Source organism: Candidatus Hydrogenedentota bacterium (assembly GCA_035450225.1).
GTDB lineage: Bacteria > Hydrogenedentota > Hydrogenedentia > Hydrogenedentales > SLHB01 > DSVR01.
Map to the genome: position 1 here is coordinate 1 of DAOTMJ010000055.1, position 22,254 is coordinate 22,254.

A 22,254-nucleotide genomic window follows, 5' to 3' on the forward strand; every position below is an offset into this window, starting at 1 on the left:
TCGTGCCAATGTTCACGTGCGGCTTTGTCCGCTCAAACTTTGCCTTTGCCATGTCGCGTTATACCTCCGTGTCTGTCGGCGATCTCTGTTGCGGTTACCCGCCTGCTTTCATAAACAAAAGATGGAGCCCACGAGCAGAATCGAACTGCTGACCCCTTCCTTACCATGGAAGTGCTCTACCTACTGAGCTACGCGGGCCCATAATTCATTACGTGGAGCGGGAAACGGGGTTCGAACCCGCGACCCTCAGCTTGGAAGGCTGACGCTCTAGCCAACTGAGCTATTCCCGCTCATGCAACCAAATTCAACAATGGTGGTGAGAGAAGGATTCGAACCTTCGTAGGCTATTGCCGACGGGTTTACAGCCCGTTCCCTTTAACCACTCGGGCATCTCACCACGCAAAAAAACACACACCATCACTTCCGCGTGCTATTGGAGCTGGCGAAGGGAATCGAACCCCCGACCCACGGATTACAAATCCGTTGCTCTACCTGCTGAGCTACGCCAGCCGGCACCCGGTAAGTCCTGACGCTATCAAGCGGCAAGGCTGTACGATAGCAAACGTTTTCCGCCAAAGTCAAGCGCAACGCGCGGCGAATACATCCGTCATGGCTTGATTGGGACAAGAGGACCGGATTTGGGGAGCAAAGACCTAAAAATTGTTACACGCAGAAATCGGATTGATTCAACACACGGAATTTCCTCCGATTTCGTTCAGTTGCCTTCCCGTTACCAGTGCAATCCTGAAAATTCTGTCTGAACATAAAATGGAGGTAAGACAGCATCTTGGTCCGTTTTCAAGGCACGTTGGCAAACGTGTCGCCATTCGTTCGACGGATTGCGAATCGCCGATTTGATTTTCCGCGTCACCTTGCGATAATATAAAAACATTGCCGGATGGCCTAATTGGTAGGGCACCTGACTCTGGATCAGGCTAGTCTAGGTTCGAGTCCTAGTCCGGCAGCCATAAGGCGACACGGGTGGATTCTTCCGCCTTTTTGCGGCCCGTTCATCTAGCGGTCTAGGATGCGAGATTCTCAGTCTTGTCACAGGGGTTCGATTCCCCTACGGGCTGCCATTCATCATTATTCCCTCTTGAAATCACTTGAGAGTACCGTGTTCCCGGAGTCGTGAAGTTCTCGGAATGGAACACCGATTTCCAAACCGGCTTGCTGAAACACGATATGCCGATTTGGAAATCGGCGCTACAGAGCGGCCATTTTCAATTTCACCACCAGAACTCGATACCTGATCCAAAATGAAATTGCCCGGAAACGCCAATCGTCGTGGAACTTTTCATTCTTTTGTCTCAAGAACTCGGTGCTCTCAAGTTATTTTGGACAGCAATGAAAAAAACAGGAACCCCGTAAGCACAAAAAGTCTCAGGAGCGGATAGGTATGCGCCCGTTTCGCGTTTGTGTTCAAGGATGAAAGGGTTGAATTTCAACAAAATTGAAGGCGGTTTGCCCTCCGATGGGGCCGCCGGGTTCAGAATCAGATGCCCAGTCGGATATGTAGATTCGTGCTGTGCGGGCTTTGGCCTTGAACACAAGACGGTGGTAGCTCATGTGAGCGGGATGGTTTGCGTCGTAGGGTTCAACCTGGTGTGAGTAACAACTCGGAAAGATGCATTGAAACCCGTATTCGGAAAGAGTGTCGGCTTTGTCTACCCCAATGGTCAGAGTCGTTTTTTCCGCGCATGCGAGGCGTTGCAGGTCGGCGGACAGGCATTTGACCGAATAGAGGCGGCCGGGCTTGAGCCCTCGAACGATCTGTCCGACACGGTTCGGTCGTGAAGCGGATCGCCGCATGACGCAATACCGATCGCCTTGCCGCGTTTCCGGGTAGCGGCCCTGCAGCCAGCTGAATCCCTTCATCGAACCAGTTTCGATGCTGCCCGGCTCGGCCGGTAAAACGTCCCAGCCCGCGAGCCTGTTCTCAAAATCGGGATTGGCGATGTGGGCCAGGCGATACGGATCCATGTTGTACCGCGTGCGCTTGCCCTCGATGCAGTAATGCCGAAACAGTTTCTGCGCATAACGCAGCGATTCCTCGTCCGCGTAATCGGCCATGTATTCCATGATTCCGTAGATGCCGGCGCATGCGGGATCCGTGGCGAGGCGATGGAATTGCAGGTCCATGAAGACGTGGTAGTCCACGCCTGGATCCCGGTTCAGCGATTCCGGCGGCGCGGAGAGGTAGCCCAGACAGACGATCAGTTTCTTTCCGATGTCCGGCATGGCGGCCTGCCATTTGACAAGCGGCCGGACAAGATCGCCGTCGAATTGCCGCAAGGCCTTTTCTTCCGATGGCGCCTCCCGCATGTACTGCTCCCACACGAAGCGGTATCCCCATCCGCTCAACGCCTTTGCAAATGCGAGGCTGGCTTCTTTTTCGTGCAGCGCGCCGCACCACGCATAGAACGTCCGCCCGGCAAACGCAGGATTTTCGCGCAGCCGCTTGACCGCATCGGTCCATGGGGCGTAATGCATCAAATCCGAACCGCAGAATTCGTCCACGATCAAGCCGCTGAAACCCGGCGCCGTTACGCCCGGATTATCGGCCCATGCCGCATACACCTCCTCGACGTCGGGCGGCTCCGGCTTGCCTAGGCCGGGCAAGCTCGCGTTCGCGATCCAGCGGCGGCCTTCACGCGTCCATTGGTTGAACTCGTCCGGGTTGATCTTCGATCGCGTAACCAGCACGTTGACATCCGAAAGGACGTGGCGCTCCATGAAGGCCCAGTCGTAGGGACCGTGGCTGGCGATGTGCGGCTTCGTCGGATAGTAACAATACATGATTTCCGGCACGGCGCGGATATCGAGGCGGCAACCGCGGCCTTGTTTCACGCACAGCGCGTGCGGCCCGGACGACAGGTATCGCATCGCTTCCAGCGCACCGGTTGTCGGGTGAGGACGCCACAGGATCGGATCGCTTTCCGTGTCGAGGAAGGCCAAGGGCGCCGGGCGCGGTCTTTTTGGTTTATCGAATGAAATTAACACCCATCCCTCGCGTGGATTCTCGAATTCGATCGCGGCATCGCCGGACGACACGGGGCCGGGCGGGGCGAGTTGCATGACGAAGTTGTTGAGCATTCGGTTTCCAGGCAATTGTGCTTCCGCCGCGATGCCCGATAGAGATACAGCCAAACCCACTATTACGGCCCCGAGCCACTCTGCCGCTGTCATCGTTTGTCCTCCCTCGTTTGGCGTTTACCCAATCGTAGCATAGTCACCTTTTGAAAATGGAAGATGCCTGTTTCACGATGGAGAAATCCATCAAAAAAGGCACGGGTTTCCGGACCGTTTGACTCATTTCATGCGGCTGTGCTAAGGTGTCGCTGTCTGAAGGCGATTTCAATTTTGCCCGCGCTAGACGGGGAACTAGCGGTGCCCTGCACTCGCAATCCGCTTTAGCGAGGTCGAATTCCCGCCCGAGGACGTCTTGTTCATTAGCCAGGTGCGAAGCACGTGGTGTTGACGGTTGGGTCCTGCTCAACGTGATGCCGCCAAACCCGGTCAGGTCCTGACGGAAGCAGCCGTAGGAGGATGTTCACGTGTGCTGCGGGAGTGCCTGGCCCGAGCCGGCGGCTTCGTGGCCGTTCTGGGCAAGCGTTCGACGGCGGGTGCGCGGGTAATTCTTCTGAAGTTGGGAGATGGAAGTTGGGAGTTGGAAGAACGCCATTCTGATTTCCGACTACCAAATTCTGAATTCCCCACGGAGGCTTCATGGCTGGCGGACATTACGTTGTTTTTGCGCGGAAGTGGCGGCCGCAGACGTTTGAAGATGTCGTCGGCCAGGAACACATCACACGCACAATCCAAAATGCCATTGCAACGGGCCGTATTCCGCATGCATTCCTTTTCATCGGGTCGCGCGGCGTCGGCAAGACCACCACGGCCCGTATTGTCGCGAAGGCGTTGAACTGTCTCTCGACAAACACTCCAACCGTTCAGCCGTGCATGACCTGCGAGAATTGCCGGTCAATCTCGGACGGCAACAACATGGACGTCATCGAGATTGATGCGGCCTCGAACAATGGCGTGGACGATATCCGTGAAATACGCGAGAATGTACGGCTCGTGCCGTCACGTTCACGGTATAAGGTCTACATCATAGACGAGGTGCACCAATTATCGGCCGGCGCCTTCAATGCGTTGCTCAAGACGTTGGAAGAACCGCCGGCGCACGCGATCTTCATTTTGGCGACCACCGAGGCGCACAAAGTTCCCGCGACGATTATCAGCCGCTGCCAGCGTTTCGATTTCCGCCGCGTGGCGCTTCCGCAAATCTGCGCGCTGCTTCGGGGAATATTGGACAAGGAAGGCGTCAACTGTACCGACGAGGCGCTTCACGCCATTGCCCGCGCCGCCGAGGGCGGTGTCCGCGATGCCGAAAGCATACTCGATCAACTGGTTTCATACTGCGGCAACGAGATTACATTCAAGGACGTGTTCGATGTCCTTGGCCTTGTGGATTGGCAAGTTATGCACGATCTGTGCGACGCGATTGTCGCCAAGGACATCGGAAGGCAGTTGGAACTGGTCGAAAACGTTGTGTTCGCGGGCAAGGACTTGACCCAGTTTGTCCAGGACATCCTGCGATACTTCAGGAACCTGCTCGTTTGCAAGGCGGGCGCCGCAAAAAAACTTCTCGCACTGCCGGACAGCGAAGTGGCCGCGATGCAAACACGGGCGGAACAGTTCACGTTGACCCATCTAATCCGACTTGTCGAACAGTTCGCGGAACTCACGAAAGGATTCGATTCCCAATTGGCGCAACGCATTGCGCTTGAAACGTTGTTGATCCGTTTGTCGAAACGCGCCGTTGAAATCAGCGTGGACACCGTTCTTGAAAAGGTCATGATGCTCGGCGAAGGCGCCGTCATGGCTGCCGCGCCGGTTTCGGATGCCCTGGCGCCCGCCTGCGCACAGGAAGCGCCTGGCGCCTACGAATCCGAAGCGCCGGCCCCCGCCAAACGCATCCATGTTGACGCGCACAACCTTGAGGCTGCATGGGCTGTCATATTTGAAAAGGCCACAGAAGACCAATTGGCCCTCCGCGTCCATTTGTCGAATGCAAGGCCCGCCGCCGTCGAGGAGAGCGTCCTCGTCTTGCGTTTTCCGGCCCGTTCAGTCCAAGGCCGTGTGCCCCTCGATAAACCCGAACATCGCCGACGCATCGAGGAAACATTGGCGGCGATTACGGACAACTTGGCCACATTTCGATGCGAAATTACCGAAGACGAACCCGCCGTCGAATCCGTCCCTCCCGCGGAACGCCTCCCGCACGGCGCGCGTGTCTCTACGGAAGATGCCCGTGCGGCCCTCAAAGATCCCCACATTGCCTCCATTGTTGACAACGTCAAGGGCGTCATCATTGAGGTCAAGCCACCCCGCCGCCACGAATGAACGGCGGGGCCTTGAAAGTTAGCTTTTTATCCCGTTCATCTGTTCGATATCTGCGTGTATCTGCGTCATCTGCGGAAAACCACATGATCCACAGATGACGCAGATACCCGCAGATGGAAAACAGGGTACGGATGTTCGGGCCAGGCGATTCCAAACACAAATCCGCATGGCAGAGCGGTCCAAAATACGATTGATCGGGGACACTTCTTCTTCATCGCGAAGAAGAGGTGTCTCAAGAACGCTAACCCGAAAAAACCGTTGCCTAATTACTCAAAATGGCTTTCTGCAAGCCGCCATTTGGACAGAGAAGCCAAAAAAATACCATCAGGCGCTTGGCTTCGGTTGTATTTCATTTAGTTATTCCAAGGAGGCGCCGCGGTCGAGAAGGCCCTTGGCGGCCTCGATTTGCTGATGCGCGCCGACCAGCACGAGCACGTCGTTGGGCTGGAAGATAAAATCCGGCGAAGGATTGGTCGTCGGTGTACCGGATCGGACAACGGCAATGATCATGCAGCCCGTTTGGGCGCGCAAATTCAGTTGCGCGACGGTTTGCCCGCACACAGGGCTGTGATCGGCGAGATAAAACGTCTGGGTGGTGGTGCGTTCGAGGATCTTGATGAGTTCGGTTTGCGCGGCGCGATCAGTGGCCTTGCCCCGCAGCATGCCGTACCCGCCCGCCCGCACCGCCGCAATCTGGGCCTCGACGATGTTGTCGGGGATCCCGAACTGGCGCAGAATATGCGCGGCGACCTCGATGGATGTCTCGAAATCCTGCGGGATCACGAGTTTCGCGCCTTTTTCGTACAGCGCGTCCATGTTGGTCACGAAGTCGGTGCGTGCAAGGATGTAGAGCTCGGGACGGCGCGCGTTGGCCTGCGCGACGATTCGACGTGTCGCCTCGTGATCGTTGATGGCGACGACGAGGGCGCGCGCAGCGTCAATGCCGGCGTGTTCGAGGATAATCATGCGCACGGCGTCTCCGACGATGACTTTGATGCCGTCGCCCCGCGCCTTGGCCACGTGAGCGGGATTCATCTCGATGAGGCAGCAGGGGATATGGGTCGCCGTCAACATGCGGGCGAGATTCGAACCGGTAAAACCATAACCGATAATGATGACATGATCATGAAATTCGGACGGTTTTGTTTCCCGTTCCCCGGAGTGTTCTTTCTCGCGCCGCAACAACCCCCCGATGGCATGGGAAATCGGTCCGGCAAACGGAAACAGCAGCGCGCCGCCAATCATCGTGCAAACCGCATAGGCGACCATAAGATCCATGGCTTCCGGCTGGACCAAGCCCTGCCGGGCTGCCTGATGGGTCAGCACATAACTGAATTCGCTGACGGTGCAGAGTCCGATGCCGGCATGAATGCCCACCCGCACCGGCCAGCCGGCCATGGCCACCGCGCCGGCCGTCAACAACGGCTTCAGGATGAGTGTGGCGGCAATCATGGCCAAAATCAGGGGCAGATGGGTGAAAAGGACTTCCAACCGGACCAGCATGCCCAGCGAAATGAAAAACAAGGCATTGAACACGTCGCGGAACGGCGTGATTTCCGCCACGAGTTGATGACGCTGGTCGGCGCCGGCCAGCAGCAGGCCGGCAATGCACGCACCCAAGGCGGGCGACCAGCCCATGGCGGACGCGCCCCAGGCGCCGCCGCATGCCATCAGCACCGCGAACAACGTCAGCAATTCGCGTCCGCCGTAACGCACGATCTGGTTAAGTATCTTCGGCAACAGCCACCGCGCCAATCCCGTTGCCGCCGCCAGAATCGCGATGCCCGCCGCCGCGTGCGCCACGATGCGCATCCAGCCGGATGACGAACCGCCGCCGGGCGCCAGCACCGACAGCAACAACAGCAACACGATGACGACGACATCCTGAAGCAGCAATATGCCAATGATGATCGTCCCGTTCGCCGAGCCGGTTTCGCCCCGGTCGCTCAGTTGCTTGAGCGCGATGGCCGTGCTGCTGAGGGCGACGGCCACGCCGAACAACAGGCTGGTCATGCCGCTCAATTGCGTAGCGGCTATCAGGATGCCTGCGACCAGGGCGGCCGTCAGGGCTATCTGGCCGTTCGCCGCCTTGGCCAGCCGTATCCCCGATCGCATCAATGGTTCCGGGGAGAGCTCAAGCCCGATTGTGAACAACAGAAGCACGAGGCCGATTTCGGCGAACTGGGCGACATTCTCGGCGCCCACCAGTTGCCAGCCGGAAGGCCCGATGGCCATGCCGGTTATCAGAAATCCGATAATCGTGGGCACCCGCACCTGGCGAAAAAGCCATGCAACGGCGACGGCCACACCGAAAATGATGACGATTGCATCAAGGAAATGCGCGTTGGTTTCCATACGTTCCGTCGGAGTTCCTTATCCTGTTCCCCTGTTCGGATTAAAAATCTGGTTGGACAAATTGCGTGCCGAGAACCTTGTCCAGCATGCCCGGTTTTTCATGGCGGAATCGCTCGGCGTAGGCCATCCCGGCGGCGGCCCCGGTTTCCGCGCAAAACCGACGCACGCCCATTTCGATGATGGGACGGTATTGCTCCGGAGGCATGTCGCGCGTGATGGGCACATCGGCGCCGATCACCTCGGCTTCGCGGGCAAGCGCGTCCACGGTCAGCGCCATCTGGCAATCATGCTTGAGCAGGGCTTCAATCTTTTTGTCAATCGTGGAAGAAATGTCCACGAAATAGTCGGCATTCCATGGATGCTTGGCGAACCAGTACGCTTCAGTAACCATGTACGGTGGATGGCGGTGATTCGGATAGAAAAGTGGATTGGAGGCAAATGAGATCGCCTCAAGCGTGGCCATGGCAACCATGCGGTGATCGGGATGATCCTCGCCCGGCGCAAACGGATCCCAACTCATCACCACATCGGCCTTGAGTTCCCGAATAATCGCCATGATCTGGCCACGAAGCACATTCGGATGCACCTCGTTCAGTTCGCCATCGGGATAACCTTCAAAACGGACTTCCTTCAGGCCGAGCGTTTCACCGGCCTCGATGGCTTCCCGCGCCGATAATTCGATCAGCACTTCGGGCAACAACCGGTACGAGCCTTTCGCATTGTCCGTGAGGATGTATTCGTAAACGTCGTAGCCCTTTTCGAAAACAAAGCGCGCGACCGTGCCGCCCGCGAGAAATTCCATGTCGTCGGCGTGGGCAACCACCACAAGAACCGTTTTTTTCCGCGCCATATCCTTCTCCTAAGGGTTGATGCACCGCCAAGCCGTTTCTATCAGGGAAAAGGCCGTTTCAATCTCGTGGCGGGTGATGATTAGGGGCGGACTGACGCGCAGCACTTTGCCGGCAAGGGGACCGAGGAAATGCACGCCGGACTTTCCGTTCCCATAATAAGCCTCGAGCACGCAGCGATTGGCCGTTGCGTCGTCAACCATTTCGATGCCATAGACAAGACCCTCACCGCGGACCGCCTTGATAAAGGAAAAACGCCGCATCAGGCCATCGAGGCTGCGGCGCATTACCTTGGCCATGGCACGGCAGTGATCCACTATCCGCTCCTGTTCGAATACGTCGAAAGTTGCGCAGACGGCCGCGCAGGCGCGCGGATTGCCGCTATAGGTGTCGGAGGCTTCCCCGTAATGCAGCGAGTCAATCAGGTCGGCCCGGCCGACGACGGCCGCTACCGGTTCGCCGTTGCCGAGGCCCTTGCCGAGCACAACCAGATCGGGCCGGACGCCGTAGGTCTGGAACCCGTACATGCGGCCCGTCCGGCCATGACAGGCCTGGACCTCGTCAAAAATCAACGCAACATCGTGCTTTTCGCACCATGCCTGCAAAAGTTTGTGATACCACTTGGGCGGATGAAATGATCCTTTTGCGCCGAGATATGGCTCGGTGATGAGCAGGGAAATCCGGCCCGGATTGGCTTTGGCGAGCGCATCGAGTTCGGCCTGATAGAATGCGGGCGGCTTGACTTCGTGCATGGGAAAAGAAATCCATCGAACATTCGGGTTTGGACTGGATTCGCCGGTTACTTCACCGGCCAGTCCCTTTTTCCCGTGAAATCCCCCGCGCGTCGCGACCATAATCGGGCGGTCCGGATGGCGGTGCAAGGCGGCCCACATTGCTTTCTGAATACCCTCGGAACCGCTCGCCGCCCACAAAACCTTCTGCGCCTTTGGATTGTGCATGCTTTCAATCAGACGTTCGGAGGCCTCGACTTCCACGGGGGCAATCATATTGTAGGCATTGCGCGGCAGACCGGACGCGTAACGGCGGTAAAGCCGTTCGAACAACGGATGACCGTGGCCGAGGTTTGCCACGAGGACGCCACTCGTAAAATCAATGAGTTTCCGGCCGTCCACCGTCCAAATGTGGCAGCCTTTGGCTTTTTTTACCACGAGTTGCGAGGGGGTATAGGTTCGCAGGCCGCGGCCAACAACCTTGTCCAAACGCCGGCGGATTGCGTTTCCCTTCGGTTCCTTTGGATGAAGAATTGTTTCCTCTTTCATGAAATACTTCCCTTTTCCTTGAAAAAATCAAATGAAATACATTGTGCTGGCGCTGGCGCGATCGAGTATAGTCCGGACGGTGACTTCACGCAGGACGTTCTCGATGCCTGCCGCGACTTCTCGCCAAGTGGGGGCGAGGTCGGCGGAACCTTCGTCTCGCACCGGCAGGGGACGAAGCACGGGCCCGTCCACCGCTTGCACGATGTCCAGCAGCGTGATGGATTCGGGCATACGTCCCAGCAGATAGCCGCCATGCACGCCGCGAACGCTGCGCACAATGCCGGCGCGTTTGAGCTGGAGCAATATCTGGACGAGGAATTTTTCCGGAATGCCACGCTTTCGGGCAATGGCCTCTATCGTCGTCGGTTGCGACATGGAAGAAAGACGAGCCAATTCGATGACCGCGCGGCAGGCATATTCACAACGTGACGAGATATTCATCGTGGACAATCCGATCCTGAAACAGGGGCAAGAAACAGCGGCGGCGGCGAGTTGGCCGAATCGGCAGGCGGCAAGAACACCGTGAACACGCTGCCCTTGCCCGGTTCGCTGGAACATTCGATCGTGCCGCCGTGTTCCTTTACGATTTTCCAGCAGCAGGCCAAGCCCAATCCCGTCCCGCGCGATCCTTTGGTGCTCGAAAAAGCATCGAACAAATGGGGGATCATTTCCGGCAAAATACCGCAGCCCGTGTCGCTCACCTGAATCGTGTGTCCGAACGAGTCGGCGGAGCACGCCACCGTCACATGGCCTCCCTTATCCTGGCAGGCCTCGATGGCATTGACAATGAGATTGAGCGCCAGACGGTATATCGAGGCGCCGTCCACATACGCGGGGGGCAGGGGAACGGGGTCGAAATGGAGTTCGGCGTGGGCGTCCTTTGCGCGCAGTTCAATCGTGCCCAACACGTCTTCGATGATTTTGTTCAGATCCGTCGCGGTCCGTTCGGGTACGCGCTCCTTCGACAGCATCAACAGGTTGAGCATGAGTCCTTCAATGCGATCAATCGATCGTTTCAGGACCGGCCACCCCCATTCGACGCGGCGCCATTCCTTGGATTTGGTGGCTTCTTCGACGATTTCGGCGCCGCCTTTCATGCCGGTTAGGATATTTTTCACGCAATGCCCGACGCTCGCCATGGCAAGGCCGATGGCCGCCAAACGTTCCTGCTCGACTTTCTCGTGGTGGAGTTGGGCGTTTTCGACCGTCAACCCCACCACACGGCCAAGCGCCATGAGGAGTTCGAAATCGCCGTGCGAAAAGGGCATCGCCTTGGTGCCGGAATCCACGTAAAGGGCGCCAATGACGCCCTGCCGGCCGCATAGCGGCACGCAGATGGCCGATCGGATGGCGTGGGCCATCACGCTTTTCGACGCGTCGAAACGCTCGTCCGCCAAGGCGTCCATCGTCATGACAGCGTCCTTCTGGCCCAGCACGCGATCGATCAGCGTGCGACTGAGGGGCGGGCCATCTCCGGTTGTTTCCTGCGAATGCGAGGCCCGGATGACCGGCATTTGCGTGTTGGCATCTATCGTGAGGATGAATCCCCGCTGGGCCGGCACGGCCTCGAAAATCAACGCCAGTATCTGCGAAAGCAAATCGTCCATGTCGAACACGCTGCCCAGCAGATGGGCCGCCCGATAGAGAATCGGCAGGCGGCCCTTGTCGCCGGGCGAGACCATTTGCTCGTACAGCAGTGTGCCCTGATGATAGGAAATGGTCGTGGATGAACTGTTCACCGGGACGGCGCGTTCGATGGAAAACAGATAGTCGCCGATCTGGAACCGGTCGCGCTCGGTCAGGACCGTCTTGCGCATCAGGCGGCCGTTGACGTAGATGCCGTTGCGCGATCCGAGATCCTCGAGCATGATCTTGTCCAAATCGAGATAGACGCGCGCGTGCGAGCGCGACACGGCGCTATCTGTCAGAATTACATCCGCGTCCGTGCTGCGGCCGATTGCCAAGCCGCCTTCCCCGATGCCGAAACGTCCGAACTCCAATCCGCCTTTGTGTACAACGAGTTCGTATTGATCCATTTACCTCACCGCTCCATTGATGGTGTAGAGCAGAAAGACCGGATCCACTGGCTTCTCCACAAATCCCTCCGGCCTTGCCACGCCGTACCGGTTTCCCACCGACGCCTCATCCTCTTTCGCTTCCTGCTCGAATTGATTGATCGCCGTCAACATCACGACGGGTATGTCTTTCGTAAAAACGCCCTCGCGCAGTTCCTTGAACGTCTCAAAGCCATCCTTGACCGGCATCATCAGATCAAGCACGATCAAATCCGGCGCCTCGTCGTTGGCCATGTCGATCGCTTCTTGGCCGTTGACGGCTTCAACGACATGCCACCCTTCCGTTTCGAGAATGGTTCTCACAAACAGGCGGACATCGCTTTCATCGTCAACAACAAGAGCCTTGCGACGATTTTCAAGCATGGTTCCCTTCGGCGGCCTTGCCGCAATGTCGTTTTCAGCGACTGGATTTCCCTATTGCTAAATCGCTGTCGAGGACACATGAATACTCTAACAAAAAGCGTCACCCTCAACGGAATTGATTCTAGGGAAACCTTTCCCCACATTCAACCCCATCAACGCGAGCCCAAATTCGCCATCCCCTTCACGTGTCCATAATTCCGGCGACGACAACGAGACAGGCGTTCTATTTCTTTTCGGCGACATCATAGGCGATCAGGGCGTCGCCGTGGCGAATATAAAGACGGCCGTGAGCGATGGTCGGATGTGCCCAATGCTGGTGTGTTCCCTGTTCGACGGTGAACTGGCCGGTGCGTTCAAAACCCGACGGGACGGCTTTGACAAGACTGACAATGCCGGTTTTCGGCCCTTCATAAGTGTAGAGCATGCCGTCGGCGTACACGACGACGCACTCCTTGATTTCCTTTGCGCTCCACAGGGTGCGGCCCGTGGCCATTTCGACGCATACCAGCCGGCCCCGCTTCGAACTCGTCCCGTAGAGGCAGCCGTCCACCAGCACGACGCCGTGATGCAGCGAATCAAGGTCGCGATTGGTCCATTTCGACGTTACCGACATCCCGTCCGGCGCCATTTCGAGCGCGCCGCCGCCCACGGCGTCGCCCGCGGTGTAATACACGAGGCCGTTGCTGTACACGGGCGGGACGGCGTGTATGTCCCACGGCACTTTCTGCTCGAAAGACCACAACAACGAGCCGGTTTCCGCGTCGGCGCCGAGAATGTACTTGCTGGTTTCAGCCAGGAGAATGCGACGTCCATGATGATTGGCGATGACGGGCGAGCAATAGGAAGCACGGTCTTCGAGACCCTTGGTGGTCCAGACGGTTTCGCCGGTCATTTTATCCAGGGCCGCGACGACGGCGTCCTTACCGCCCGGCGTGCAGATGACGCGTTCGCCGTCAATCAGCACCGACTCGGCCAGATTCCACAGGTTGTTCGAACCGTTGAAACGTTCGAGAACGTTCACTTCCCAACGTTTTGCGCCGGTGTCGAGATCGATGCAATAGACCATGCCCAGCGCGGACATCAGGTAGGCCCGATTGCCATCCAGCGTGGGGGTCGAACGCGAACCGGGCGCCTGATCGTTCGTGGTTTCCTTTCCGTATGGGATTTTCTTTTCGACCGTTCCATCCGCGCTCAGGACGAACAGGTGGCCGATTTCGCCTTCGAGCATGCCCGTTGTATACAATTTTCCCTGTACGGCCGATACCGACGAATAGCCCCGGCCCAGCCCCTGTGCAATCCATGCAATGGACGGACCGCCCTCAGGCCATGTCTTCAACAAGCCTTGTTCGTCGAATTTGCCATCGCGGTTGGGGCCCCGAAACTGCGGCGAATCACCCGCAAAAGCCATACATGAAATGTACAGCAACACGGTTGAAAAAACGGCTGCGGATGTCTTCATCGTCGTACCTTTCGTTATTTATTGTCCAAAATCACGCGATAGCGTACCTGCGGGAGAAGTCAAAAACAAACCGGACGTCAAAAGACTGTCACGGGTGTCGGGAAAAGGACTGATTTCCAAAATCCCATGGGGGCATGATACGATACGCGCCCTGCAGATCGAGGAAACAGTTCATGGGCACTTTTCGCGTGGCCATTCGCATTCTGGGGATGGCGGGCTACATCTTGGCGTTTTTTGTGTTATGGACGCTGGGGCGGCCATTTGCGCGCCTGTTTGAGGGCGGCGCCGTCCGCTGGCGGCGTTTTGCGTTTCGGACATGGGCCCGTTGCGTGGCGCGCATGTTCGGCATGCGGATTATCGTCCATGGCCAACCGCCAAAACCGCCCTTCTTCCTTGTTTCAAACCATTTGACCTATATGGACGGCCTGACCATCGCCAGCGTGGTGGGCGGCGAATTCGTCGCCAAAAGCGAAGTGGCGCATTGGCCCGCCATCGGCTTTTTCGCCCGGCGCGTCAATGCCATTTTCGTGGACCGCCAGAAACGAAGCGACACCGTTCGCGTGAACAAACTCATCCGGGAAACGCTCGATCGGGGTGAAGGGGTCGTGATGTTCGCCGAAAGCACGACATCCAAGGGCACGACCATCATGCCCTATAAAACGGCCCTGTTTGCACCGGCCATTGAATATGGCATTCCCGTTTATTACGCAACGATCCATTACAATCCGCGCCCCGGTCTGCCGCCCGCAACGCAATGGATTACCTGGTGGGAACCCATTTCGTTCGGGGCGCACTTTGTCCGAATGGCCCAATATCCCGGCTTCGATGCGGTTCTCACCTTCGGAACGGAACCCATTTCTGGAACGGACCGCAAAGAACTTGCAAAAGCGGTCCATGAGGCGTCCTTGCGGCAATTTGTCCCGATGGAATAGCCCCTGTCCAGCCTCGTCCACGAAACCGACTTGAGCCGGCAATGGCCGGTATGGTCTCATGTGTTGCATGCGAAATGCCTTTGGACTGGTTCTCATTTTCACGGCGTTGGCGGCGCATGCCAACGAACCTGTTACGATCTTTTTCTGGGGCAGTGAGTGGGACACGCTCGCTCTGGATCTGATCCAGGATTTCGAAACACGTCACGACGGCCGCGATGGGTGTCCTCCCATCAAAGTCATCATGGGCCAGACGGCCTGCATCAACAATATTGACGATCCGCAGCGGCTCATGACGGCCATTGCGGGCGGCGATCCGCCGGATGTCGTATGGTTCAACCGTTACGCCGTCGGCGGCATGGCCGCGCGGGGTGCGTTCGAATCGCTCCAACCCTTCTACGATCGCGATTTGGCTGAATATCCAAACGATCCAATGACGTTGCGCGAGGAACAGTTCTTCCCGGCATGCTGGTCTGATGTCATGGTCAAGGGGGAACTCTTCGCCATCCCCGCCGACACGGATAATCGCGCCCTCTATTACAACAAGGACATCTTCGACAAACACGCCAATGCCCTTATCGCCGCCGGATGCGTTGATCCGGACGATCCGGCGAAACCCGGTCCGCCGCGCGATTGGGATCAACTCCGAAAGTGCGCGGAGATCCTGACCGAACGCGACGACAACGGGCGTTTGATCCGCGTGGGATTCATACCGAATTTCGGTAATTCGTGGTTGTATCTCTACAGTTGGCTGAACGGGGGGCGATTTCTGAGTCCCGACGGGCGGACCTGCACCCTCAACGGTCCCGAAACCGTCGAGGCGCTCGCGTATGTGACCGAAATCTACGACCTGATGGGCGGCGCGGAAGCGGTCAGCGTGTTTCAGACATCACTGCAGGGCGGCGATCTCGACCCGTTTCTGTCAGGGAAAATCGCAATGCGAGTGGACGGCGACGGCTTCCTCAACACGATAGCGAACCAACGGCGCGACATGCGGTTTGGCGTCGTGCTCACGCCGCCGCCCGCGGGCAAAAAAGCGCTCGGCTGGTCGGCGGGCTGGTCATGGGCGATGCCGAAAGGAGCACGCCATCCAAACGAGGCGTGGAAATTCATCAAGCACCTTGCGTCGCGCCAAGCCTACGAAATACGCGCCAATGCCCGAAAACAGGCCGCTCAGGCCGCAGGCAACATCTTCATCCCGTGGTTCAGCGCGCGTCGCGACGTCACCGAATGGGCGCTCGAACATTACCTGTACGCCAATCCCGGCATCGAAGAGAAGTACAAGGATGCGATGCGCGTATTTTTCGGCGGCATGTCCTTCTCGGAGCATTTGCCCATTACGCCGGTTGGGCAATTGTTGTGGACGGCACAGGTCCGCGCGCTCGACAGCGGCATCTTCAAGCGCTACGACAAGAACGATACCCGTAAAAACGCGCAAATCGCGCTCGATTTGAACGCAAAAATGGTGCAGGCCGAACTGGATCGAATCTACAATCCGAAACCGTACCCAGTGGTCCGCTGGGCCCCGCTTATAGGGATATACGTGGCCATGGTCATTGTGGGGTTGCCGTTCGGCTATTGGCATTTCGGACGCCGCGTGCGCGCGCGCGGCTATTTTCGGCGTGAACACCGCGCCGGTTATTTCTTTGCCATGCCGTGGCTTGCCGGATTCATTCTGTTCGGCGGCGGCCCCATCTGTTTTTCGTTATTGATGAGTTTTTGCCAATACGATGTGCTGTCGCCGCCCAAATTCGTCGGACTCGACAATTACACCGCAATGCTCACAGACGATCCGTTGTTCTACAAGTCGCTCTGGAACACCCTGTTCATGGCAATAGGCATTCCGCTGGGCATGGCCTTGAGCCTCGCGATCGCCCTGCTGCTCAACTATGAAATCAAAGGCATGGCGATCTACCGGACATTCTTTTACCTGCCCGCGATCATGCCCGCCGTCGCCGCTTCGATATTGTGGGTATGGATTTTCAATCCCGACGCGGGCATCCTGAACGCCCTGCTCGCCAAGGCCGGGGTTCACGGCCCGGCGTGGCTTCAAAACCAATACTGGTCTAAACCCGCGTTGATCGTCATGGGACTCTGGGGCGCGGGCTCCGGCATGATCGTATGGCTCGCGGGGCTGAAGGGCATCCCCCGCCATCTTTACGAGGCCGCCGAACTCGACGGCGCCGGCCGTTTCCGACAGTTCTTCCACGTCACGATCCCCATGCTCAGCCCCTATATTCTGTTCAACCTGATCATGGGCATCATCGGCACATTTCAAATCTTCACGCAGGCCTTCATCATGACACAGGGCGGCCCCCTCGACTCGACCCTCTTCTACGCCTACCACCTCTTCAACAACGCCTTCCGTTATATGAAAATGGGCTATGCTTCCGCCATGGCGTGGTTCCTTTTCGCCATTGTGCTTGTCCTTACCGTCGTCCAACTCCGCCTCTCCAGGATTTGGGTCCACTACGAAACGGAAAATTGATCCTCCATTCGGGAAGAAACGCCGGACGCACCCGGTTTGCCCCAAGGGCGATAGGGCATTATGGAGGGGATGAAGTCGTGGCTACTTCAGATATTTGGCCGGATTGACCCGGACGCCGTTGACATGGACTTCGTAGTGGATATGGGGTCCGGTGCTTCGCCCGGTCGAACCCAGTTTGCCGATGACGGTCTTTCGGTCCACCTGATCGCCCACTTCGACCAGCCGGGTCTGGAGATGACCGTACCATGTTTCGATGCCGCCGCCGTGGTTGATCTTGACGAGGTGGCCGAGGCCGCCCTTGTCGTATTCGGAGTAAACCACGGTGCCTTTGGCTGTCGCAATTACGGGCGAACCCAGCGGGGCCGTAATGTCCGTGCCATCGTGATGGGAAATCCGGAACGTGTACGGATCCTTCCGAAATCCGAAGGGGGAACTGATGTCGCGGCGGCTGCTGAGCGTCGGCCAGATGGACGGTAGACGCGTCACTTCCTCCTGCTTGGCCCGTAGATCACGGACCAATTCCTGCAGGCTGGCTGTCCGCAAATTGATTTCCTGGATGATCAGATCGGCCGAGGGCTGCGAAAGCCCGTAGATTACGCTGGGGGAAACAATTTTGGGATCTTCCGTCTCGTATGCCAAGGCATCGAGCGAACTCGCTCCGCCGCCTTTTCCGCCGCCTCCGGGAGCCATGCTGACTTCCCGTACCGTGCGCCGTGGCGCAAGGCCCGTCAGGCCGCGCGCCTGGTTTTCCATGTCGCGCAACTCGCTCAACTGGGCCGTTATCCGCGAAAGAGTGGCGTCATATTCCGAGCGAAGCCGCTGTTCGAGTTCAAGGCGCTCTTGGGCGGTCATGGCCGGCTGGGGATTCGGAGCCGAAAATTGTTGCGCATACTGGGTTTCAAGGTCGCGCCGCACCTGTTCGAGGTGCTTTACCTGCCGGACATAGCACTCATGGCGCTTGAAAAAGAATGAAGTGGTGAAAGACAGCCCAACCACCACCATCACCACCAGCCATATCTGGTAAGCGCTCAGATTAAGCGTTCGCGAGCTGCCCCGATCATGGGGTATCAGCATCACGGTCCACTTTTTCATCCGATTAGGCTCCCACGATGCGTCCGTAATCCAAGTTTCTGTGCTACAATTGGCTCGGAGCCGGGTAATTCCACCACCCATTGTACGGGCATTCTCGTGTACCCGTACGGCGAGGCATCTCTACTTCATCACGTGTCCTCGCGCAGTCAGACTGCTTTCAATTATATCGGCAGTTCCCTTCAACGCGGTCAAAATATAGCATACAAAGTGTCCTGAGTCAACCCTTTTTAGAATGTCATTATGCTAATAATATTATAAGTAATAATTCACGAATTTCGATCAATACACAATATGAATTTTCGGAGTTCCCGCAGGAGTTGCGAGGCGGATAATGGCTTTTACCGGGTCGAAATCGGTGTGCGCCGTCCCGTTGACTTCCACGGATTTCATTGGTAAATCCCCCGGATGACGGACGCGCAAGACAATGGCGCCGGGTGTGCTGCGTGCGGGCGGTGTAATCGAGGCGTCAATATGGCCTTTTGACACGGAGGAGACGATTCGATAACCGACCGTTCCGAATCGCGTTGGGGCGTTTTCGATGGCGATGACGTTGCCGTCGTTGAACCATTGGCTGGGTGCGAACGGCGCCAGCCAGAGATCCTCTCCACGTTCGGCCACGAAGAGGGTGCGCGTCTGGACCAGAAACCAGCCGGTTTCGTGGGTTTTGTTCCATGCGCCGATGTTGTGGAAATGCTCCCACAACGACAGGTTTTCGAGGCTCACTTGGGCCGCGAGGGCGTTGAAATACGATCTTAGAAACGGCTTGACGTCATCGCGCAGGGCGTAAATTTCGGCATTGCGGGTGTAATACGGTTGAACTTTGGAGAAACCTCCCATGTTGAAGAAATCGGCTTCATTCTTGTCTGCGGGATAGTCGCCCATGCCGCTTTGGAGAAACCAGACATTTTCCATGTGATCGATCATTTGCTCCGTTTCGGGATCGCCGGGTCCGATGACTCCCAGCGGAACAAGATGATGTGCGCCCAACTCGACATCGTATGCCCAACTGCGGTTGCCGTCTTCTCCCGGGATCATCTCTCCGGTCGTGCCGAATCCATAGAGCATGCCGCTGTAGGCCGGAATGCACAGCCCATCAAACAGCGGCCATGCGGGTGTCCGGGCTTGGTTCCACCGGTAGGCGTACAGGATGGCTTCCCGGAATCGGTCCGCTTCTCCGGACAAGCGCCCCGCTTGCGGATGCCGTATCCGATTCAGGGCATCGGCGATTTCCCGCAAACCCGCATAATAGTGGGCTTGAATCGCGAAACGGTATGCGAAACGATTCCAATCGGCGCCAACACCGGGCGGCACAAGACCGGCTTCCGGTGTTTCTTCGGGGGAACGGTTGGTTCGGCGGGTCTTCTCGCACTGCCGCGCAATCCATTGGGCGGCTTGCGCGGCCTTGGGCGCGACAAGATCGAACCATGGCTTGTCCTGCCACAGGGCATGATGTCGCGCCAGCGTCCATAGATGCCAGCCTGTGCCCATCAACGTGTAGCCGGTCGTCAGCAGGCCATCGGGCTTGTAGCGTTGGACAAAAAAATCAAGGGACCGCCGCGCGTAATCCCGATGCCCCATCAAATCCATGCCGTAAATGGGCGCGTGCGCCTCGCTTTCAAGGGGGCCGTAACGATCGGAAGCAATCCATGCCGCCACCGTTGCGCCGTCGCGTTCGTTGCGCGCGGCCAGCAGACAATGCGCCTGCGATGCGCGGATGATAGAACTCAACAGCGGGTCCGGAATCTCAACCTGCATCGCCCCGGCCATGATCCGATCCCAATAATCCCGGAAGTCCGCAAAAAGGGGCGCGCAATCCGGTTCCGGTTCGAAGTCGGCGGCAAGCGCCTGCCACAACGGGATAAAAACGGTGCATCGCAGACGGTTGCCCGCCGTTACCCGGCCCGCAATGGCCAGTTCATCACCGGCCGCGAAGCACTTCAATCCCTCGTCCACCATGGCGACATGAGCCAGAAGCCGGCCCCGCTCAACAAACCATCCGCGAGCGTTGTTCGGGTCTGTCTCCGGTTTGTATGCGCGATCGCCACCCGCGACGGCAAGACCAAGCGAGACTTCGCCCGATCCTTCAAAGGTATATTCCGCGACGCATACCGGCTTGTCGTAGAGCCATTGCGGCGCGGTGGCAAGGGGACGTCCGCCCGGCGCAACGAATACGCACTGACGGTACATCACGCCGCCTTCTTCGATTGTGATTTCCGGCGCGGGCAGCCATTCGCCGCGCAAGATACGCTTGGCGACAGGCGCTTTGCCCGAACCGAACCGCATACTCATGCGACAGGAAGGAGATGTTCCGCTGCCTGTTTCGGGCGGAATCCCCCCCAGCGGCTCGAACTGGATGCCGCCGTCACGATGCGCGATGACTTTCCGGTTGTCGCATGCCAGCGAAAGCATCGTCGGGCCGTTATTTTGGATGGGATTGTGCGTATGCGCCAACGCTTGGGCAAGCGATTGATCCGGCATGGCCCGCACGCGTTCCAGCACCGACTTGTGGCCGGCGAGGGAATCGCGGTACTCGGTCAGCGAAGTTGGTTCGCTGTCGGGCGTCGCATAGACCCCGATTGCGGGGACATACACCCGTTTGAGCGACAGCACGTCTTCGACGGCAATCCCGCAGGTTCCCCGAGGCGTTTGGATGCGCAACACCGTCCGATCAGATTTCGACGGGCGTGGCCGGCTGTATTTGACCTTCAAGCGCACCGTGTCCCGCAGGGGACACGAAGTGTTGGAGTGCGCCTCGGACGTCAAATCCGGCAGCAAAGCGCCGTTGTAGATTTCGATGTGTCCGTCGTCTTCGCCGGCCGGTTCTTCGAGTTCGATGCGCAATGTGGTTTCGGCCCAATTCGATCGCGTAAACGCCGACAACTGTTCGATTGGCGGCAAGGACCGCGCTTCTGGGACGATCCAGCGAATCTTTTCCGTGCCTGTTCGCGGGAATTCGGGATTTCGCTTGAGATCAATATCGAAAAGCCATGCCTGACCGTCTCGTTGCACTTCGCCGGCCAGCGGTTTCCATACACCCTGCCATGGCGATTCACCGGTCCAAAACTGAACGGCGGCATCGCCGGGGACGGGGGCCGTTTCGGTGGCAAAAACGACGCCCACGCGCTTCAATAGCCGTGTTTCGGCCCATTGCAGGCCGATGCAACCCCGATTGCCGGCATGGATGGGAATCGTGTAAAGCCCCTTGTCCGGCTTGACGGGCGTTTCAAGGTAAACGTCATCCGCGGAAAACTCCTGAATTCGCGTCGAACGCGCGCCGTCCATGCGTGCCGGATCCCATGTGGCCACGCGGCCAAAGGGGGCAATGTCGAGGGGTTCCGAAGATGGTTTGCGAGACGCCGTCTCCGCCCGCGTCAGGCGCGCATCGGCCCAGTTCGCGCAATCGCAGGTGATGCCGTCCCCGGCATCCGTTGTGACCAGCCTCAGAATGTCCGCGCCATCGAGCGGGACATGCGCCGGCTTCGCCGAATCGGAACCTCGCATGACGCCGCTGTCGAAGCGTTTCTCGTCATCCACGAAGATTTGAAAAACGACCGATCCGGCCCCGCTGTCCTGCTGTTGCACGCCCACTTCCACGTCGAAGGCCGCATATTCCCCATTCAGTTCGACGAGAATTTCGCCCGGCGCATGATGACCCAGTCCTTTTTCATAAGAAACGCCTTTGACAAGCAAGGGCATGGGATCGCGGCCGTCCATCGGTTTTACCGCCGTGTCAATGCCCATCACGCCCCAGCCTTGGGTCTGATAATAGACGATACGCTCATTTTGCACATCGCTGAGATATTCGACCGATGCGCCCAAGGCATTTCCACATACCAGCGCCAGCCATCCAAGGGTCAACATGGATAATCTCCCCGTTTTTTCGTTCCCAATATCGGCTTGAGGGTACCTTGTTCTCGGAGTCGTGAAGGTTTCGGAATGTAACGCCGATTTCC

The 22,254-nt window shown here is 57.9% G+C and carries 13 protein-coding genes, 6 tRNA genes and 1 other RNA gene; 6 read left to right on the forward strand and 14 right to left on the reverse strand.

Annotation, left to right across the window (positions count from 1 at the left end; all coding sequences use genetic code 11):
* Window positions 1-122: 122 nt before the first annotated feature.
* The 4 genes from P5540_17965 to P5540_17980 all read right to left on the reverse strand — a co-directional run bounded on the left by P5540_17965 (window position 123) and on the right by P5540_17980 (window position 510).
* Window positions 123-198 (reverse strand) — tRNA-Thr (locus P5540_17965).
* Window positions 199-213: 15 nt separating this feature from the next.
* Window positions 214-290, reverse strand: a tRNA-Gly gene (locus P5540_17970).
* 21 nt (window positions 291-311) lie between these two features.
* Window positions 312-397: transfer RNA gene (locus P5540_17975), tRNA-Tyr, on the reverse strand.
* A 37-nt stretch (window positions 398-434) separates the two neighbouring features.
* Window positions 435-510 (reverse strand) — tRNA-Thr (locus tag P5540_17980).
* Window positions 511-892: 382 nt separating this feature from the next.
* Here P5540_17980 and P5540_17985 point away from each other — a divergent pair.
* Both P5540_17985 and P5540_17990 read left to right on the forward strand, forming a co-directional pair.
* Window positions 893-968 (forward strand) — tRNA-Gln (locus tag P5540_17985).
* Between the two features lie 35 nt (window positions 969-1,003).
* Window positions 1,004-1,079: transfer RNA gene (locus tag P5540_17990), tRNA-Glu, on the forward strand.
* 343 nt (window positions 1,080-1,422) lie between these two features.
* Here the strand turns inward: P5540_17990 and P5540_17995 are convergent.
* Complete coding sequence (locus P5540_17995; protein ID HRT66710.1) at window positions 1,423-3,189, reverse strand: hypothetical protein; 1,767 nt, start codon at window positions 3,187-3,189, stop codon at window positions 1,423-1,425.
* Between the two features lie 178 nt (window positions 3,190-3,367).
* On the opposite strand from P5540_17995, the gene ffs reads away from it, so the two are divergent.
* Both ffs and dnaX read left to right on the forward strand, forming a co-directional pair.
* Window positions 3,368-3,634: signal recognition particle sRNA large type (gene ffs, locus P5540_18000), an RNA gene on the forward strand.
* A gap of 95 nt (window positions 3,635-3,729) precedes the next feature.
* Window positions 3,730-5,412: a DNA polymerase III subunit gamma/tau gene (gene dnaX, locus P5540_18005; GenBank protein HRT66711.1), complete on the forward strand. Its 1,683-nt coding sequence runs from the start codon at window positions 3,730-3,732 to the stop codon at window positions 5,410-5,412.
* A gap of 357 nt (window positions 5,413-5,769) precedes the next feature.
* On the opposite strand, the gene P5540_18010 is transcribed toward dnaX, so the two are convergent.
* The 7 genes from P5540_18010 to P5540_18040 all read right to left on the reverse strand — a co-directional run bounded on the left by P5540_18010 (window position 5,770) and on the right by P5540_18040 (window position 13,792).
* Window positions 5,770-7,767 carry a cation:proton antiporter gene (locus tag P5540_18010; protein ID HRT66712.1) on the reverse strand — a complete coding sequence of 666 codons (1,998 nt, stop codon included), beginning with the start codon at window positions 7,765-7,767 and terminating at the stop codon, window positions 5,770-5,772.
* A 40-nt stretch (window positions 7,768-7,807) separates the two neighbouring features.
* Window positions 7,808-8,617, reverse strand: a complete 810-nt coding sequence (locus P5540_18015; GenBank protein HRT66713.1) for a PIG-L family deacetylase — start codon at window positions 8,615-8,617, stop codon at window positions 7,808-7,810.
* Window positions 8,618-8,626: 9 nt separating this feature from the next.
* Window positions 8,627-9,895, reverse strand: coding sequence for an aspartate aminotransferase family protein (locus P5540_18020; protein HRT66714.1), 1,269 nt, complete (start codon window positions 9,893-9,895; stop codon window positions 8,627-8,629).
* A 27-nt stretch (window positions 9,896-9,922) separates the two neighbouring features.
* On the reverse strand, window positions 9,923-10,336 hold the full coding sequence (locus P5540_18025; GenBank protein ID HRT66715.1) for an Rrf2 family transcriptional regulator: 414 nt from the start codon (window positions 10,334-10,336) through the stop codon (window positions 9,923-9,925).
* Entirely contained in the window at window positions 10,333-11,931 is a 1,599-nt protein-coding gene (locus P5540_18030; GenBank protein ID HRT66716.1) for an ATP-binding protein, read from the reverse strand. Before P5540_18030 ends, P5540_18025 begins: the two co-directional genes overlap by 4 nt.
* Window positions 11,932-12,333 (reverse strand): response regulator, encoded by a 402-nt coding sequence (locus tag P5540_18035; GenBank protein HRT66717.1) that lies wholly within the window; start codon window positions 12,331-12,333, stop codon window positions 11,932-11,934.
* 223 nt (window positions 12,334-12,556) lie between these two features.
* Window positions 12,557-13,792 (reverse strand): PQQ-like beta-propeller repeat protein, encoded by a 1,236-nt coding sequence (locus P5540_18040; protein HRT66718.1) that lies wholly within the window; start codon window positions 13,790-13,792, stop codon window positions 12,557-12,559.
* Between the two features lie 173 nt (window positions 13,793-13,965).
* Here P5540_18040 and P5540_18045 point away from each other — a divergent pair, with 173 nt between their 5' ends.
* A complete protein-coding gene (locus P5540_18045) occupies window positions 13,966-14,724 on the forward strand; it encodes a lysophospholipid acyltransferase family protein (GenBank protein ID HRT66719.1) in 759 nt (252 codons plus the stop codon).
* A gap of 67 nt (window positions 14,725-14,791) precedes the next feature.
* Complete coding sequence (locus tag P5540_18050; GenBank protein ID HRT66720.1) at window positions 14,792-17,209, forward strand: extracellular solute-binding protein; 2,418 nt, start codon at window positions 14,792-14,794, stop codon at window positions 17,207-17,209.
* An 81-nt stretch (window positions 17,210-17,290) separates the two neighbouring features.
* Here P5540_18050 and P5540_18055 read toward each other — a convergent pair whose 3' ends face one another.
* Both P5540_18055 and P5540_18060 read right to left on the reverse strand, forming a co-directional pair.
* Window positions 17,291-18,301 carry a M23 family metallopeptidase gene (locus P5540_18055; GenBank protein HRT66721.1) on the reverse strand — a complete coding sequence of 337 codons (1,011 nt, stop codon included), beginning with the start codon at window positions 18,299-18,301 and terminating at the stop codon, window positions 17,291-17,293.
* A 279-nt stretch (window positions 18,302-18,580) separates the two neighbouring features.
* Window positions 18,581-22,162 (reverse strand): NPCBM/NEW2 domain-containing protein, encoded by a 3,582-nt coding sequence (locus tag P5540_18060; protein ID HRT66722.1) that lies wholly within the window; start codon window positions 22,160-22,162, stop codon window positions 18,581-18,583.
* Between the last annotated feature and the right edge of the window lie 92 nt (window positions 22,163-22,254).

Bases quoted from the DNA above. Each gene is read 5' to 3' on its own strand.
- P5540_18030 (HRT66716.1), bottom strand. From the start codon at position 11,931: ATGGATCAATACGAACTCGTTGTACACAAAGGCGGATTGGAGTTCGGA.
- P5540_18020 (HRT66714.1), bottom strand. From the start codon at position 9,895: ATGAAAGAGGAAACAATTCTTCATCCAAAGGAACCGAAGGGAAACGCA.
- P5540_18035 (HRT66717.1), bottom strand. From the start codon at position 12,333: ATGCTTGAAAATCGTCGCAAGGCTCTTGTTGTTGACGATGAAAGCGAT.
- P5540_18015 (HRT66713.1), bottom strand. From the start codon at position 8,617: ATGGCGCGGAAAAAAACGGTTCTTGTGGTGGTTGCCCACGCCGACGAC.
- P5540_18010 (HRT66712.1), bottom strand. From the start codon at position 7,767: ATGGAAACCAACGCGCATTTCCTTGATGCAATCGTCATCATTTTCGGT.
- P5540_18025 (HRT66715.1), bottom strand. From the start codon at position 10,336: ATGAATATCTCGTCACGTTGTGAATATGCCTGCCGCGCGGTCATCGAA.
- P5540_18050 (HRT66720.1), top strand. From the start codon at position 14,792: ATGCGAAATGCCTTTGGACTGGTTCTCATTTTCACGGCGTTGGCGGCG.
- P5540_18060 (HRT66722.1), bottom strand. From the start codon at position 22,162: ATGTTGACCCTTGGATGGCTGGCGCTGGTATGTGGAAATGCCTTGGGC.
- dnaX (HRT66711.1), top strand. From the start codon at position 3,730: ATGGCTGGCGGACATTACGTTGTTTTTGCGCGGAAGTGGCGGCCGCAG.
- P5540_18055 (HRT66721.1), bottom strand. From the start codon at position 18,301: ATGAAAAAGTGGACCGTGATGCTGATACCCCATGATCGGGGCAGCTCG.
- P5540_18040 (HRT66718.1), bottom strand. From the start codon at position 13,792: ATGAAGACATCCGCAGCCGTTTTTTCAACCGTGTTGCTGTACATTTCA.
- P5540_17995 (HRT66710.1), bottom strand. From the start codon at position 3,189: ATGACAGCGGCAGAGTGGCTCGGGGCCGTAATAGTGGGTTTGGCTGTA.
- P5540_18045 (HRT66719.1), top strand. From the start codon at position 13,966: ATGGGCACTTTTCGCGTGGCCATTCGCATTCTGGGGATGGCGGGCTAC.